This window comes from Pseudomonas orientalis, assembly GCF_001439815.1.
Taxonomy (GTDB): Bacteria; Pseudomonadota; Gammaproteobacteria; order Pseudomonadales; family Pseudomonadaceae; genus Aquipseudomonas; species Aquipseudomonas orientalis.
Genome location: NZ_JYLM01000018.1, coordinates 10,875 through 25,436, shown reverse-complemented (window position 1 = coordinate 25,436; position 14,562 = coordinate 10,875). Strand labels below are relative to the sequence as shown.

Sequence of the window (14,562 nt, the reverse complement as noted above, 5' to 3'; positions counted from 1 at the left end):
TTGCGATGTGCCACCTGAGCATTGACAACAAAGCCCACCCTCACAACTGTAAGAACTGATTAGTCATAAAGTAGTAGGGGGTTTTACGACGTCGTAAATCTGTGTTTTCAAAGGAGACGCCCTACCCCCTTAAGAAATCTTTCTGTCAGTAATGGCATTTCGTCCTAGCTGAACTACCGTCAAATAGCAAAATAGTTAGTCACCGTTCATAGCAGCCGGGTTGCGAAGTTTGCCTGTTGGATACGCGGGCCGTAGTGCAACAGGAAAGGGAGAGCCGTCATGAACACGCGTCTGAGCATGGTACTGGCCGGTGTGTTGCTGGTCGGTGCGCTGTTTGCCGGTTACTGGGGATTGGTCCTGAGCCGTGAGCCCGCCCCGGCTCCGCCACCAGCGGCGGCTCCCGCCGAACAAGCCGTTGCCGTGGTGGAAGACCAGACCCGTCAATCGGTCGTCGTACTGGCCCACGATGTGCCCCCCTTCGTCCCCCTGGTTGCCGCTGATCTGAGCATCGAAAAACTGCGCACCGCGCCGGCCGGCAGTATGACCACTGTCGAGCAGGCCATCGGCCGTACACCGTGGCGAGCACTCAGCGCCGGCAGTTGGCTGAACGACGAAAGCTTCACTCCCGGCGGACCGCTGGCGCGCATGATCCGTGCCGATGAACGCGCCCTGGCCGTGGCCGTCGATGAAGTGATTGGCGCCGCCGGACAGTTGAGTCCCGGCGACTATGTGGACGTGCTGCTGTACCTGCGCCAGGACGCCGCCAACCTTGAACAGTCGGCCCAAGTGGTGATCCCCGCCGTGCGCCTGCTCAGCGTCGGCGACCAGATGGGCCTGACCAACGACGGCACCCCGGCGTCTCCTCGCGCGCTCACCGCCGAAGAGAGAGCTCAACGCCAAGCCCCTTCGCGCACGGTGGTGCTGGCCGTGCCCGAACAGCTGTTGAGCCGGCTGATGCTGGCCACCCAGGCCGGCACCCTGCGCCTGGCCGTACGCAGCGCCGACGAACGCCTGCTGAGCCGTTACTGGGCCGGCGAAGGCAATGCGCCGGGCAACCTGCAGAACGCAAACCGCGACCTCTATCAATTCACGCAACTGGCCTTCGCCCAGGCCCCCAGGAAAATCGCCCAGAGCAGTGCCCCACGCCGCACCGGTGTCGAGGTGATCCGTGGCAATCAGGCAACCCAACAAACACCCGACTGAACAAGGATGCTGTGCATGAGCCGATGTTTCATACCGGTGTTCACGCTGAAAATCGCCTGTGCCCTGCTGCTGTCGCACCTGAGCATGGGACTGGCCACGGCGGCCACGGGCAATTGCGCCGGCCTTGCACAACTGCCCGCCGCGTTGTCGGTCGGCGAAGGCCTGCAACAGGAATTGCAATCGCCGGTGGCGATCACACGCCTGGCCATTGGCGATCCGAAAATCGCCGACGTTCATCTCAATGGCGACCGCGCCTTCCTGCTCACCGGCGTCGGCCCCGGCACCACCAGCCTGATGGTCTGGACCGCTTGCTCGACCACGCCGCGCCAGAGCATGGTCTTCGTCAAGGGCAAGGCCAACACCGCCCTGACCAGCTTGTCGCTGTCGCCGGGCGATGATCCGCTGCTGCCCAGCCAGGTCCAGACCGACATCCGCTTTGTCGAAGTCAGCCGTACCAAGCTCAAGGAGGCCAGCACCAAGATCCTCGGCATCGGCAACAACTTTTTCCTCGGCAGCCCGAACTTGCTGTTCCCCACACCCAGCACCTTCAAGCTGCCGGTGAGCTCGGACAACTTCAACATCGGCTTTGGCGGTGGCCGCGTCTCGGCGATGATCAACGCCCTGGAAAGCAGCGGCTTCGCCTACACCCTGGCGCGGCCAAGCCTGGTGGCCATGAGCGGGCAAAGCGCAACCTTCCTCGCCGGGGGTGAAATACCAGTGCCGGTGCCGAGCAGCGGCAGCGATGCCATCTCGATCGAGTACAAGGAATTCGGCATCCGCCTGACCCTCACCCCTACCGTGATCGACCGTAACCGCATTTCCCTCAAGGTGGCGCCGGAGGTCAGCGAGCTCGACTACACCAACGCCGTGGTCATCGAAAATATCCGCGTGCCGGCCCTGACCATTCGCCGCACCGACACCAGCGTGTCCCTGGCCGATGGCGAAAGCTTTGTGATCAGCGGCCTGATCAGCAGCAACACCACCACCAACATCGGCAAGTTCCCAGGCCTGGGTGACATTCCGATCCTGGGGGCGTTCTTTCGCGATTCCTCGGTCAAGCGCGAAGACAAGGAGCTGCTGATGATCGTCACGCCGCACCTGGTGCAACCGCTGGCGGCCAACGCCCAACTGCCGTCGTTGCCCGGTGAAAAAATGCGCAACTACGACCCGAACTGGTACCGCCTGTTCTTCCTGGAAAACGGCAATTTCGACCGTCTCAACGGGCTGTCCCAATGAGCGATAACCTGAGCCAGACCTACCTGGCAATCACCCGTAACACCACCGACCTGGAATGGCTGCAGGGCGCGCTGGCGCCCCTGGGCCAAGTGGTCGGCGCCGGCAGCGGCACGCTCGATGAATTGCTCGCCCTGGTCGATGTAACCTTCGCCAGCCTTGTATTCATCGGCCTTGACCGCGAGCACCTGGTGGCCCAGAGCGCGCTGATCGAAGGCGCCCTGGAAGCCAAGCCGATGCTGGCCATCGTCGCCCTCGGTGACGGCATGGACAACCAGTTGGTGCTCAATGCCATGCGCGCCGGGGCCCGGGATTTCGTCGCCTACGGCTCGCGCTCCAGCGAAGTCGCCGGGCTGGTACGCCGCCTGAGCAAGCGCCTGCCGCCGGTCGCGACCAACACGCAACTGGGCGGCCTCTCGGTGCTCTACGGCACCCAGGGCAGTTCCGACGGCGCGCTGGTCACCTGCCACCTGGCGCTGGTGGTACAAAAGAGCGGCCAGCAGACGCTGTTGCTCGACCTGGGCCTGCCACGCGGTGACAGCCTGGCGCTGCTGGGCCTGGAAAGCTCGTTCAACTTCGGCGATGCCCTGCGCCACTTGAGGCGGCTGGACACCACCCTGATCAACAGCGCCTTTACCGCAGTCGCAGACGGCCTGCGCATTCTCGCCTACGCGCCCAACGACGAGCCCCTGGAGCGCACCAGCGCCGCGGAGCTCTACATGTTGCTCAGCGCGCTGCGCCAGCACTTCCAGCACATCGTGGTGAACCTTGCCGGCCAGCCGGACAGCGAAGCCCTGCGCACCTTCGTCAGCCATTGCGACAAGTTGCTGTGGTACACCGATCAGAGCGTGCTGGACTGTCGGCGCAACCTCGCCGTACTGGGCCTGTGGCGCGAAAAAGGCATGAAGCTCGACCATGCCAAATTGCTGATCGATCGCCACATCAAAAGCTGCGCGCCGGACGCCGACGCCCTGAGCAAAAGCTTCGGCCTGGAAGTGCTTGCCGTGTTGCCCTTGAGCCCGGAGGTACGGCTGAACGCCAAGAACCAGGGGCAAACCCTGTTTGCGCTGGCACCGCGCGAAGCACTGACTCAAGCGCTCAAGACCCTGGGCGAGCGCCTGGCGAAACGTTCGCAAGACACCCGCCGAAAATCCTCCAGCCGTTGGCTGGAGCGTTTGTTGGGAGCCGATAAAAAATGACCAGCGAAAAACTCTTCGGCGCCCCCGCGCGCGGCCTGGGTGGCAACACCGACCACGACGGCCTGAAACTGGTGCTGCACCGCTACATCATCGATGCCATCGAAGAGTCGGGGAAAAACCTGCTGGAAGGCTCGCGCCAGTTGTTGGCGCAATTTGTCATCGACAAAGTCGCCGAGTACATCAACCGCATGCACCTGGCGATCTCGCGCTACGAGATGGAGCGCCTGGCCGAAGAAATCGTCGACGAGCTGACCGGTTTCGGCCCGCTGGAAGTGCTGCTGCGCGACCCCACCATCACCGAAATCCTGGTCAATGGCCCGCATCGGGTGTTTATCGAGCGTGACGGCCTGCTGCACCAGAGCGACCTGCGCTTTATCGACGCGCACCATGTGGAGCGCGTCATGCAACGCATCCTCGCGCCACTGGGGCGGCGCCTGGACGAGTCGTCGCCAATGGTCGACGCACGTTTGCCCGACGGTAGCCGGGTCAATGCGATCATCCCGCCGATTGCCCTGGACGGGCCGTGCCTGTCGATTCGAAAATTTCGCAAGGACATGCTCAAAAGCAGCGACCTGGTGGCCATGCAGACCATTGACCAGAACATTTTCGACTTCTTTCAGGAGGCGGTGGGCAAGCGCTGCAACATCCTCATCAGCGGCGGGACCGGCACCGGCAAAACCACGCTGCTGAATATTCTCAGCCAGTTGATCAACCCCCATGAACGCCTGGTCACCATCGAGGACGTGGCCGAATTGCAACTGGGCCATCCCCACGTGGTGCGCCTGGAAACCCGCCCGCCCAATGCCGAGGGCCATGGCGAAGTCAAGGCCAGCGACCTGATCCGCAATGCCCTGCGCATGCGCCCCGACCGCATCATTCTCGGCGAAATTCGCGGCGTGGAAGTGCTCGATGTACTCACCGCGATGAACACCGGCCACGACGGATCCATGAGCACCGTGCACGCCAACAATGCCGCCGATGCCCTGCTGCGCCTGGAAACCCTGGTGGGCCTGACCGGTCGCGTGGTCGCGGAAAAGACCCTGCGCCAGATGATCTGCGCGGCGCTGGATGTGGTGGTCCAGTTGACCCGCCTGCCGGACGGCCGTCGGTGCGTCAGCGAGGTGGTCGAAGTGGTGGGCATCCGCGAAGACGTGTACGTGACCAATACCCTGTTTCGCCATGACCGGCGTACCGGCTTCGGCTTCGTGCGCGAGGCGCTCAACCCGGCCGGCGAAAAACTGCGCCGCGAATCAGCCTAGCCCTGGAGGGGAATCGAACATGACCGGGGCCATCCTGCTACTCCTCTGCCTGATCCTGATCGGCCTGTCGATCCGCTCATTCCAGAACGGCTTGCGCCACGCGCGGACTGAACGCGTGCTGGACCGACTCGCCGAAGGCCAGCCGCAGCTCGTCGAAGAAAGTGTTTCCTGGAGCGGCGTGGAGCGCATGTTCCTGCGCGCGGGCCTGGGCAAACCCAGTGACAGCCTGGGCCTGTGGCTGACCGCCTGGGGCCTGGGCGCGGTGCTGGGGTTGGTGCTCGCCGGCTGGGCCGGCCTGCTGGTGATGCTGCTGTTGCCGCCCGTGCTGCTGCGCCTGTACATCGCCTGGCGTTACCAACGCCGGATCAAACGCATGATCGAGCAACTGCCGTCGTTGCTTGACCACACCGTGCGCAGCCTCAAGGCCGGGCGCACCCTGGCCGACGCGGTGCTGGGCGGTATCGAAGTGGCCGAAGACCCGCTGAAAAAAGCCATGGGCCGGGTCCGGCGCAACGTGCAACTGGGCGTCAGCCTCCCGGAGTCCGCCCACGATTTTGCCGAATTCTACGAGCGCGACGAGTTCCGTCTGTTCGCCCTAGGCTTGAAGGTCAATCACCGCTACGGCGGCAATGCCAGCGAGTTGCTGGAAAACCTGATCAAGATGATCCGCGAGCGCGAGCAGGCCGCGCGCCAGCTACGTGCCCTCACCGGCGAAACCCGCGTGACCGCCTACGTGCTCACCGCACTGCCCATTTCGATGGTGGGCTATTTCCTGGCGGTCAACCCGGCCTACCTGATGACCATGTGGAACGACGGCACCGGCCGCCTGCTGTTGTTCGTCGCCCTGATTATGCAGGTGCTCGGCTGCTTCACCCTCTGGCGCATGTTGCGGAGCGTATGAGATGGCTATTTCGTTGCTGATCAGCGCGGTGTTGTTTCTGGCCGCCCTGGCGCTGGTGCTGGCCAACCTGATCAAACATCGGCGTGGTCAGCGTCTGGTTGCCCAGCGCCTGCAAGGGCAGATGGGCCGCGAACATCGCCTCGGTGCGATGATGCGGCAACTGGGCAACAGCCCGCTCGCGCAACGTTCGGTCAGCCTGGACAACGAAACCCAAACCTTGCTCAACCGCGTCGGTTGGCGCAAAGCCAGCCAGCGCTCGATGTTCGCCGCCTTCCAGATCGGCACGCCGGTGCTGCTGTTGATCGTTGCCCTGATCGCCCAGCAGGTGCTGTTTCCCAAGGGCGGCTCGCCGTGGTTGGTGCCCCTGATCGCGCTGGGCATCGGCTACCTGTTGCCCAAGCGCATCCTGGCCAGCGTGGCCAAGGCCCGTCAGCAGCGCGTCTCCCAAGAGGTTTCGACATTCATTGCGCTGCTGCGCATCCTGTTCGAATCGGGCATGGCGGTCGAACAGGCGTTGCGCGTGTTGAGCGTCGAAGCACAGCGCCTGCTGCCGGCGCTGACCCATGAATTGCGCCTGATCCTGAACCGGGTCGACTCCGGCCTTGAGCTCAGTGAAGAATTGGGCAAGACCGCCAGGCTGCTCGCCGTGGATGAGTTCACCGACACTTGCATCATCCTTCAGCAGTTGGTGCATCAGGGCGCAGGCGCAATGAAGTCGTTGCTGGCGCTCAAGCAATTGCTCGACGACCGGCGCCTGACCCGCATCCAGGAGTTTGTGTCAAAAATGTCGGCGAAGATGTCGGTGGTGATGATGGTGTTTCTGTTTCCCGCCTTGCTGATCGTGCTCGGGGGGCCGGCATTTATCGGTATCACCCGGGCCTTGAGTAACTTATGAGGAATGCTCGATGAAAGCCTTGATCGCCGGTTTGAGCCTGTTGCTGCTCGGTGGTTGCGCCACTGATGGTCAACCCCCCTGGAGCGCCCTGACGGCCCCCGGCAGTTGCCCCAAGCCCAGCGCCGAACAGGAGCTGTCGTTGAACCTGGCCGATGAAATGGCCAACGACGGCAAATTGCACGCCAGCCTGGCCAACCTGCACACCCTGCCGGCCAGTTTGCCCCAGGTGCGCCTGCGCCAGGCCAAGGCGTATCGCTTGCTCGGACGCAACGCCGAGCCCTTGTACCGCAGCCTGCTCGGCACCTGCATGGCCGCCGAAGGCGAACACGGCCTGGGGCAACTGGCCTCGGCCAAAGGCGACAACAGCCTGGCCATGACCCACTTGCAGCGCGCGGCGCGGCTGGCGCCCACCGACGAGAAAATCCGCAATGACCTGGGCGTGGTGTACCTCAACCAACTGCGCCTGGAAGATGCGCGTTTTGAATTCATGACCGCCATGGAACTCAAGCAGAGCGATCCGCTGGCGGCGATCAACCTGGTGACGCTGCTGATCTATCAAGACAACTGGAAGCAGGCCGCGCAGGTGGTCAGCCAGATAGGCCTGGGCCCCGAACAAGTCACCCAGGCCCAGGCCCGCGCCGAGAAACTCAAGGCGTCACGCGTCAAGGCCAAGGGCCAGATTGCCACCGTCAGTGACGCCACCAGCAACCCGAGGAATTGATGATGAAAGTGCCCTGTCTCGCCAGCCTGGCCGTGCTGGCCTTGCCTCTCAGCGTCATGGCCATCGAGCCTGGCCCCTACTCCCCGCAGCAGGTCGCCACGGAGAACTGGCTGGCGTTGCAGATCAGTGGGCAAGCGGCGTCAACCGCGCCACAGGCAGCCTCCGCCACCGAACGCGACCTGGCCGCGCAGCGCTGGCTGGAAAGCTTCAAGCATGAGATTCCGGAGTTTTTCGATCAGAAAATCGGCGGAAAAACCGAAGGGGACAACTGAACAATGCAGGAGCGAGCTTGCTCGCGAAAAACTCACAGGCGCCGCGTTCGTTCAGCAAGTACGCGCTAACGTTGACGTTTTTCGCGAGCAAGCTCGCTCCTACATTGACCCGTTGCCTCTCAGTGCGCCGTCACCCGCTGGCGCATCGCCGAGCTACCCGGCGACAACGCCAGGGCCAACTGCGTGCGGTTGTTCATATGCGTCAGCCGCAGCACCTGCGACACATACAGCTTGACGGTGTTTTCGGTGATGCCCAGTTCGCAGGCAACTTGATAATTGGTCTGCCCCTTTCCGACCAGCCTGGCCACCTCCATTTGGCGCGGTGACAGCTGGCTGAAAATCGCAGGGATTTCAACCTGGCCAACATTCGGCGTCGAGGCCTCTTCAGTGTCCGGCCGCGCCGGACTGCGCCGCACTGTATCGAGGTCCTGGTAGAGGTCGTTGATCGTTTCGGAGAGACATTGCAGCTTTCGGTTCAGGTTGCCCAGTTGCAGCTCCTTCCTGCGCTCTTGCAAGGCAACTTTCTGGCGTTGCAAACCTTCGAGCAATTCGTCCAGATTGATCGGCTTCTGGTAGTAGTCCGCGATTCCGGCGCGCAGGGCCTTGATCACGTCCTGCTTGTCGGAGCACCCGGTCAGCATGATCGCCTCGAATACCCGCTGCCTGCCGGCAATCTTTTGCAGCGCCTGGACCAACTCGATGCCGTCCATGCCCGGCATGTGCAGGTCGCACAGCACCAGGCCGATTTCGCTGTCTTCGCCAAAACGCTGCAAGGCTTGCTGACTGGACTCGCAGGGGACACAACGGAACCCGCTGCTTTCAAGAAACTCACACAGCTCTTCCACGATCAGCGGCTGATCGTCGACCACGAGCACTTTTACCGCAGAGGTAAGCTTGTTCACGCGCTACTCCATGCCTGGCAAGCCAAAGATTGACCCATCCTTTACCACGAATATTCCTATACAACGCCTTATTAAACGTAGACGTACTTCCCGACTCTGTACACAGCGTGAGTGCCTTGCAACGCTCAATGGATCCAAAACCAGACAAGCGTAAATCCCACCAGCAGGAAGGGGGCAAACGGCAGTTTTCTTGACGGTTCGGGTGCCAGGTGCCGGAGACAATCCGCAAGCCTTTGACTCATAAGCGGCCAGAACTTTGGCGCCAGCAACAGCCAGAGCACACTCGCCATGGCAGCGCCAATAAACGCCCCCAATACATACTCGGCGTTCGACACCAATGCCAAGGCTGCGAGCAGCTTCACATCCCCGGCGCCGAGGCGGCCCAGGGCGTAACCCGGCAAGGTCAACAGCAGCGCCAGGACAAATGCCCACAACCCCTGGCCGACCGAGGCCCCGAGCCAGGTGCTGCCGGTCCGGAACAAGTAGATCCCGGCCAGCAACGCAACCCCCAGCGTCAGGCGGTTGGCGAGCAATCGCTGCCGCGTGTCCTGCACCGCACATACCACCAGCCACAACAGCACCACCGCGCCCTGGATCACTTAAAAAACCTGCCTTTTCGCCGATTGATTCTATGCTGATATCAAGTAGTAGCCGTCAGGGTAGACGCGGTGATGAAAACTAGCCTCCCCCACCAGCAGAAAGGCACGGCCGCGATCGAGTTCGCGGCCGTGTTCGTGATTTTTTTCGCGGTGTTCTACGGCATGGTCAGCTATAGCCTGCCGCTGCTGTTACTGCAGTCGTTCAACCAGGCCACCGCCGAAGCGGTGCGCCTGAGCGTGGGGCTCGACCCGGCGATGCAGGGTTACAGCACTGCCGTGCAAACCACCGCCAGAAGCGCAATCAGCGACCGCCTGCGCTGGATCCCCAGTGCCTTTAACTTCAATGCGGCGACACACGTCAACACCACGTTCGTGGGTGGCCTGCTGTCGGTGCAGATCAACTATCCGTCTGCCAATCTGCACGCAGTGATGCCCTTTATTGTGCTGCCCGGCATTGGCAGCGTGCCGCAGTTGCCGGCGACACTGCAGGCCCAGTCGAGCCTGCAGTTTTGACCTCGGGGGACAAGCTGCTCGGGCGTTTGCTCGGCCGTGGCGCCGCGCTGGCAATCGCCCCCGCTGCGCCGCCTTCGCCCGGTTTGCAGGTGCAACTGAATGCGCAAGGCCAGGTGCTCGGTGTCAGCGGCGCACTGCGCTCACAATTGGCGCCCTATGCCGAGGCGGCGCCGCTGCGTGCTTTGCTGCAAGTCCATAGCGCCCTTGAGGTGGAAGGCGTTCCCGCCGACTGGCAGCGCCATAGCCTTGACCTGGATTTCCAGGGCGTCGCCGGGCAGGTGCTGCACACCCGTGGCACCCTCGAGCCGCACGACTCTGGGTGGCGGCTGCATGCGGTGGATATCGGCGATCTGCTCAACGGGCGGCAACTGGCCGAGCAGCGTGAACAGAATCAGCAACTGGCCAGTCAGGTCAGCGAGCAATTGCGCGTGTGCAGCCTCGGCCGATTGCCCGATGTGTTCAACGAACAGCTGTGCAGCGTGGCGCAGCGCTGGCGAATCCCGTGTGTCGCGCTGGCGCTGCTCGATCAGGAGGACCAGGGCTGGGTGATCTACAGCCAGTACGCCCACCATGACGCGCCGCTGTTCTGGCACCCCGGGCAGCGCCTCGGGACGTGCCTGGACAGTCTGAACGGCACCACTCCCCTGAGCCTGAAAGCCCCTTACGGTCGCGATGAACACCCGCGTTTGCACAGCGTGTTTGGCAATGCCAATGGTTTCCTGGTGCCCTACCGCGATGGCCAGGGCGTCGCCGCGTGGCTGCTGTGCGGGGCCTACAGCGGTAATGCCGACACCCGCGAGCGCGACTGGCTGAACCTCGCCGCCGCCCTCGCCGCCCCGCTGCTCGGCCGTCTGCGCGAACAGCGCCATCATCTGCAACTGGAACGCCAGGAAGCCCTGCAGGGCTTGCTGGGCACCGGCTGGTGGGAACTGCTGCCCGCCAGCGGCGAGATCCAGCTTGCACCGCAGTTGATGCGCAACCTGGGCCCCGAAGACGGCCCGACCCGGCAAGCCCTGGAAACCTGGCTGGACCTCATCCACCCCGCCGATCGCCAGGAATTGCGCAGCCGCCTGCGCGACCTGCAGGCGCTCGGCAAACCCTTGCTCGCCAGCGTGCGCCTGAACCGTGGCGACAGCGACCAACCGCCCGCCTGGTACCGCGTGCAGGGCCAGGTACTGGGCGCCGGTGAGCAGCGCCGCTGGATCGGCTTCATGCTCGACATCAGCGACATCAAGAACCAGCAACTGCAAGCCGACGCCGCCCACGCCCGCCTGGACAACCTGATCGCCAGCTCGCCGGCGGTGATCTATGTGCAGCGCTACGTGAACGGCGCGCTGCAGCCGGTGTTTTTCAGCGACAGCCTGCTGCCGCTGCTGGGCCGCACGCTCGCCGAATGCAGCCATGACAGCCTGGTGCAATGGATCCACCCGGATGACCGCGACCTGTACTTCCAGCGCACCCGCCAACTGTTGCGCGAAGGCGGTGCGCGCAGCCGCTACCGGGTCCAGGACAAACAGGGCGACTACCACTGGCTGCTCGACGAGGCCAAGTTGCTGCGCGACGACCTCGGCCTGCCAGTGGAGGCGGTCGGCCTGTGGCTGGACGTCACCGAGGCCACCCTGGCCGCACAACAGGTCAAGGACAGTGAGGAACGCTACCGCATCCTCGTGGAAGATTCCCCGGCGATGATCTGCCGCTACCGTCCGGACCTGACCCTGACCTTTGGCAACACGCCGCTGGCCAATTACCTGGAATGCCTGGCCGACCAATTGCCGGGACTGAACCTGGGGCATTGGTTGTCGGCCGAACAACGCGCGGCGTTTATGCTGCGCATCGAGCAACTGACGCCGGAGTTTCCCGTGAGCACAGCGGAAATCAGCCTGCAACTGCCGGGGCGCGAGCATGCCTGGTGGGTGTGGTCGGACCGTGGCGTGTTCGACGAGCACGGCACTCTGCTCGAAGTGCAGGCCGTGGGCCGCGACAACACCGAAGTGCGGCGCTCCCAGCAGCAACTGACGCAAAGCGCAAAAATGGCCACCCTCGGCGAAATGGCCACCGGCCTGGCCCATGAGATCAACCAGCCGCTGAACGTGATGCGCATGGCCATCGTCAACGTCCTCAAGCGCCTGGGCAGTGGCAACGTGCAGATCGACTACCTGACGGAGAAACTGCAGCGCATTGACGCGCAGGTACAACGCGCGGCGCGGGTGGTCGACCATATGCGCGTGTTCGGACGCCGCTCGGAAGTCGAGCAGCAGCCCTTCGACCCGGCGCACGCGGTGGAAGGCACCCTGTCGCTGCTCAGCGAAGGCCTGCGCGGCAAAGGCGTGGAGATCAAACTGACCCAGGCGGATAGTGCGGTGCAGGTCACAGGCTATGCCGACCAGCTGGAGCAGGTGCTGATCAACCTGATGGTCAATGCCCGCGATGCGTTGTTGGGCTTGAAGGAAAAGCACCCGGACCTGCGCCCGTGGATCGCCCTGCACACCGAACACGACAGCCGCCACGTGCGCATCTGGGTCGAAGACAACGGCGGCGGCATCGACCCGCGTTTGCTGGAGCGCATCTTCGAGCCGTTCTTCACCACCAAGCCGATCGGCGTGGGGACCGGGCTGGGCCTGTCGGTGAGCTACGGCATCGTTGAGAACATGGGCGGACGCCTGAGCGTCAGCAACGGTGAACACGGCGCGCGGTTCTGCGTGGAACTGCCCAGGGCCACCGATGCTTAAATCACCAGGTAGGCTTCGCCGGTCTGGCCGCATCTCAGGTTGGCGCCCACGGTCACGCTTGACAGGCTGATGCCCAGGCTATTCAACAGGTTGTTGAGGATCGGATTGAGCAGCGGGCTCAGCACATTGTTCAACACGGGCGTCACCAGCGTGCTGACGCCGCTGAGCAACGATACTGTGCTGGCAATCACGCTGCCCAAGGGGTTGCTCCCCACGGGTTGATAAGCGGTAATGCCGACGCCACCGAGGGCTGTAGTAAGGCCATTCACCAGGTTGGTGGCCGGCGCGACCGTTTGATAGCTGGGGGCAAGCCCCATGTCGGCGGGCGTGGCAAAGGGCGTGGTGCTGGAAAACACCAGGCTCTGGGTACTGTTGCTGCCCACAATCGGGCTTTGCACCTTGATCCCGACGCCGCCCCCTGCAAACGGTATACGCGGGTCGCAACTGCCGATGCCGAGGATCTTATGGCACGTCTTGATGCCGAAATCGATCAGGGCCAACGGCGCCACGGTCATCGGCTGTGTGGATGAAAACGCGTTGGTGATATTACCCACGTTCAGCGATGCCGCCGAGGTGGTGGTGTAAGCCGTCAGGCTCTTGGTGCCCGCGCCTCCCGCTGGGCAGCTATAAGCGGTGACATAGCTGCTGGCGCCGCCGGCATCCAGCACGATCTGCAGCGGCAGGTTGCCCGGCAATGCCAGGATGTCCAACTGTTGGCAACCGGCGCCCAACAGGCAAAGCGTCGAGTTGATCGTGGTGACCAGATTCAAGCTCAACAGGCCGCTGATGACCGGTGTCAGTGGTCCCACCAGGTCATTTACCGCAGTGGTCAAGCCGGACAAGCTGCCGAGCACCGGCAAACTCACGGTTATCTGCGTGCGCAGCTGGGCGGTGCGCACATAAATTTTATTCGGGCCCAACGGATCGGCCGCCGCCAGCATCGGATTGCCGGTGGCCGATAACTGCGGCGGCTCGATGACTTTGATCTGAGTGGTGATATTGGCCAGCCCCAGCAGGCTGACAGGCAGTGTCACCGCCGCCGCGCTCTGGTTGCCTGCCAGTTGCACCACGCCTTGAACCAGCTGAAAGAGTTGCAGATCGGCATTCAGCGCGGCGGCGGTGATGCCCGTCTGCAGTTGCAGGATTTTGCCCAGCGTCAGCGGCAGCGGGTTGATCGCGGCGCCCTTGATATTGATCAACGCGGTCACTGCATCCACCGTCAACGGGCTATCACCCAGCACAGTGATTGCAGCCTGGAGCAACTGCGAGGCGGTCACCGTGGTGTTGAGCAACTGGGTGTAGTCACCGGCGTTAACGTGCAGGTCGAGCGCCAGTTGGTCGAGATAACTGAGCATGTTGATGTCGCTGTTAAGCAAGCCATTCCAGCCGAGCACAGAAACATTGACCGCACCGCCGAGCAGCGCGCCGGCCAGTGTGTTCTGCATGCCGGCATTGGCGGTATCAATGCTGACCAACGTGCTCCTGATGCTCAACTGCGCCATCGGCGGGCTGGGTTTGGCCGCCACTGCCGTCGCGCTCAATTGGGTATTGAGGCTGACCGAGTTGCCCGACATCATCGACCAGACGCCACCGGCCACGCTCGTGGTGACGGTTTTGCCGACCACCACCTCAATGGCTGACGACAGGGCCGGGTTGGCGGTGAACACACGCCGGCCGGAAGCTGCGGTGGTTACCGCGCCGCAGCGGGTGACCAAGGTATTGCCGTTACCCACGGCGAAGTGATTGCGCGCCACGCTTTGCGCCGCATACGCCGCCGCGCTCAAACCCGCCGCACAGGTACCGCTGCGGCTGACCGCTTCCAGCGCTGCGGTATCCGCCACCCCTTGCAGCTTGCGCTTTTCCAGGTAAAGCCGCCCGCTGTCCACCGCCAGCAGGGTAAACGCCAGCACCAGCGCCAACACACCCGCCGCCATCAGGCCGATAGCGCCACGTTGCTTGCCATGAAATCGGGGAGACATCGAGCACTCCTGTGCCGGCGAGTCGCCGAGCGCTTACGCTCCTGAGGGTATGGATGAGTGTAGACAAGAGTGGCGGCTGACAACGTGCGAATGTGATACGCCGGAAGGGCGCAGCCGATAGCCGCCGTTACCGCAGGAGCAGATATGTACTCGGTCT

At 63.2% G+C, this 14,562-nt stretch carries 13 protein-coding genes; 10 read left to right on the top strand and 3 right to left on the bottom strand.

Annotated elements, in window-relative coordinates:
- Positions 1–279: 279 nt before the first annotated feature.
- The 8 genes from cpaB to TU82_RS26930 are packed head-to-tail and all read left to right on the top strand — an operon-like array spanning position 280 to position 7,683.
- Complete coding sequence (gene cpaB, locus TU82_RS26965) at positions 280–1,203, top strand: Flp pilus assembly protein CpaB (protein ID WP_057726378.1); 924 nt, start codon at positions 280–282, stop codon at positions 1,201–1,203.
- Between the two features lie 15 nt (positions 1,204–1,218).
- Positions 1,219–2,439: a type II and III secretion system protein family protein gene (locus TU82_RS26960; protein WP_057726376.1), complete on the top strand. Its 1,221-nt coding sequence runs from the start codon at positions 1,219–1,221 to the stop codon at positions 2,437–2,439.
- Positions 2,436–3,635 (top strand): CpaE/TadZ family protein, encoded by a 1,200-nt coding sequence (locus TU82_RS26955; protein ID WP_057726374.1) that lies wholly within the window; start codon positions 2,436–2,438, stop codon positions 3,633–3,635. The genes TU82_RS26960 and TU82_RS26955 overlap by 4 nt, the downstream gene beginning before the upstream one ends.
- Positions 3,632–4,894: a TadA family conjugal transfer-associated ATPase gene (locus TU82_RS26950; protein ID WP_057726372.1), complete on the top strand. Its 1,263-nt coding sequence runs from the start codon at positions 3,632–3,634 to the stop codon at positions 4,892–4,894. Before TU82_RS26955 ends, TU82_RS26950 begins: the two co-directional genes overlap by 4 nt.
- A 19-nt stretch (positions 4,895–4,913) precedes the next feature.
- The gene (locus TU82_RS26945; RefSeq protein WP_057726370.1) at positions 4,914–5,795 is read left to right on the top strand and encodes a type II secretion system F family protein; all 882 of its coding nucleotides are present in this window, start codon (positions 4,914–4,916) and stop codon (positions 5,793–5,795) included.
- A gap of 1 nt (position 5,796) precedes the next feature.
- On the top strand, positions 5,797–6,690 hold the full coding sequence (locus TU82_RS26940) for a type II secretion system F family protein (RefSeq protein ID WP_082632106.1): 894 nt from the start codon (positions 5,797–5,799) through the stop codon (positions 6,688–6,690).
- 10 nt (positions 6,691–6,700) lie between these two features.
- The gene (locus TU82_RS26935; protein ID WP_057726368.1) at positions 6,701–7,411 is read left to right on the top strand and encodes a tetratricopeptide repeat protein; all 711 of its coding nucleotides are present in this window, start codon (positions 6,701–6,703) and stop codon (positions 7,409–7,411) included.
- Between the two features lie 2 nt (positions 7,412–7,413).
- Entirely contained in the window at positions 7,414–7,683 is a 270-nt protein-coding gene (locus TU82_RS26930) for a DUF3613 domain-containing protein (RefSeq protein WP_057726366.1), read from the top strand.
- 119 nt (positions 7,684–7,802) lie between these two features.
- Here TU82_RS26930 and TU82_RS26925 read toward each other — a convergent pair whose 3' ends face one another.
- Together TU82_RS26925 and TU82_RS26920 are read right to left on the bottom strand one after the other, a co-directional pair.
- The gene (locus TU82_RS26925; protein WP_057726364.1) at positions 7,803–8,585 is read right to left on the bottom strand and encodes a response regulator transcription factor; all 783 of its coding nucleotides are present in this window, start codon (positions 8,583–8,585) and stop codon (positions 7,803–7,805) included.
- A 125-nt stretch (positions 8,586–8,710) separates the two neighbouring features.
- Positions 8,711–9,184 carry a prepilin peptidase gene (locus TU82_RS26920; protein WP_057726363.1) on the bottom strand — a complete coding sequence of 158 codons (474 nt, stop codon included), beginning with the start codon at positions 9,182–9,184 and terminating at the stop codon, positions 8,711–8,713.
- 72 nt (positions 9,185–9,256) lie between these two features.
- Here TU82_RS26920 and TU82_RS26915 point away from each other — a divergent pair, with 72 nt between their 5' ends.
- Positions 9,257–9,697 (top strand): TadE/TadG family type IV pilus assembly protein, encoded by a 441-nt coding sequence (locus TU82_RS26915; RefSeq protein WP_057726361.1) that lies wholly within the window; start codon positions 9,257–9,259, stop codon positions 9,695–9,697.
- Positions 9,694–12,426: an ATP-binding protein gene (locus tag TU82_RS26910; RefSeq protein ID WP_057726359.1), complete on the top strand. Its 2,733-nt coding sequence runs from the start codon at positions 9,694–9,696 to the stop codon at positions 12,424–12,426. The genes TU82_RS26915 and TU82_RS26910 overlap by 4 nt, the downstream gene beginning before the upstream one ends.
- Here TU82_RS26910 and TU82_RS26905 read toward each other — a convergent pair.
- Positions 12,423–14,405 carry a pilus assembly protein TadG-related protein gene (locus tag TU82_RS26905; protein WP_057726357.1) on the bottom strand — a complete coding sequence of 661 codons (1,983 nt, stop codon included), beginning with the start codon at positions 14,403–14,405 and terminating at the stop codon, positions 12,423–12,425. The two genes, TU82_RS26910 and TU82_RS26905, sit on opposite strands and share 4 nt — an antisense overlap.
- Between the last annotated feature and the right edge of the window lie 157 nt (positions 14,406–14,562).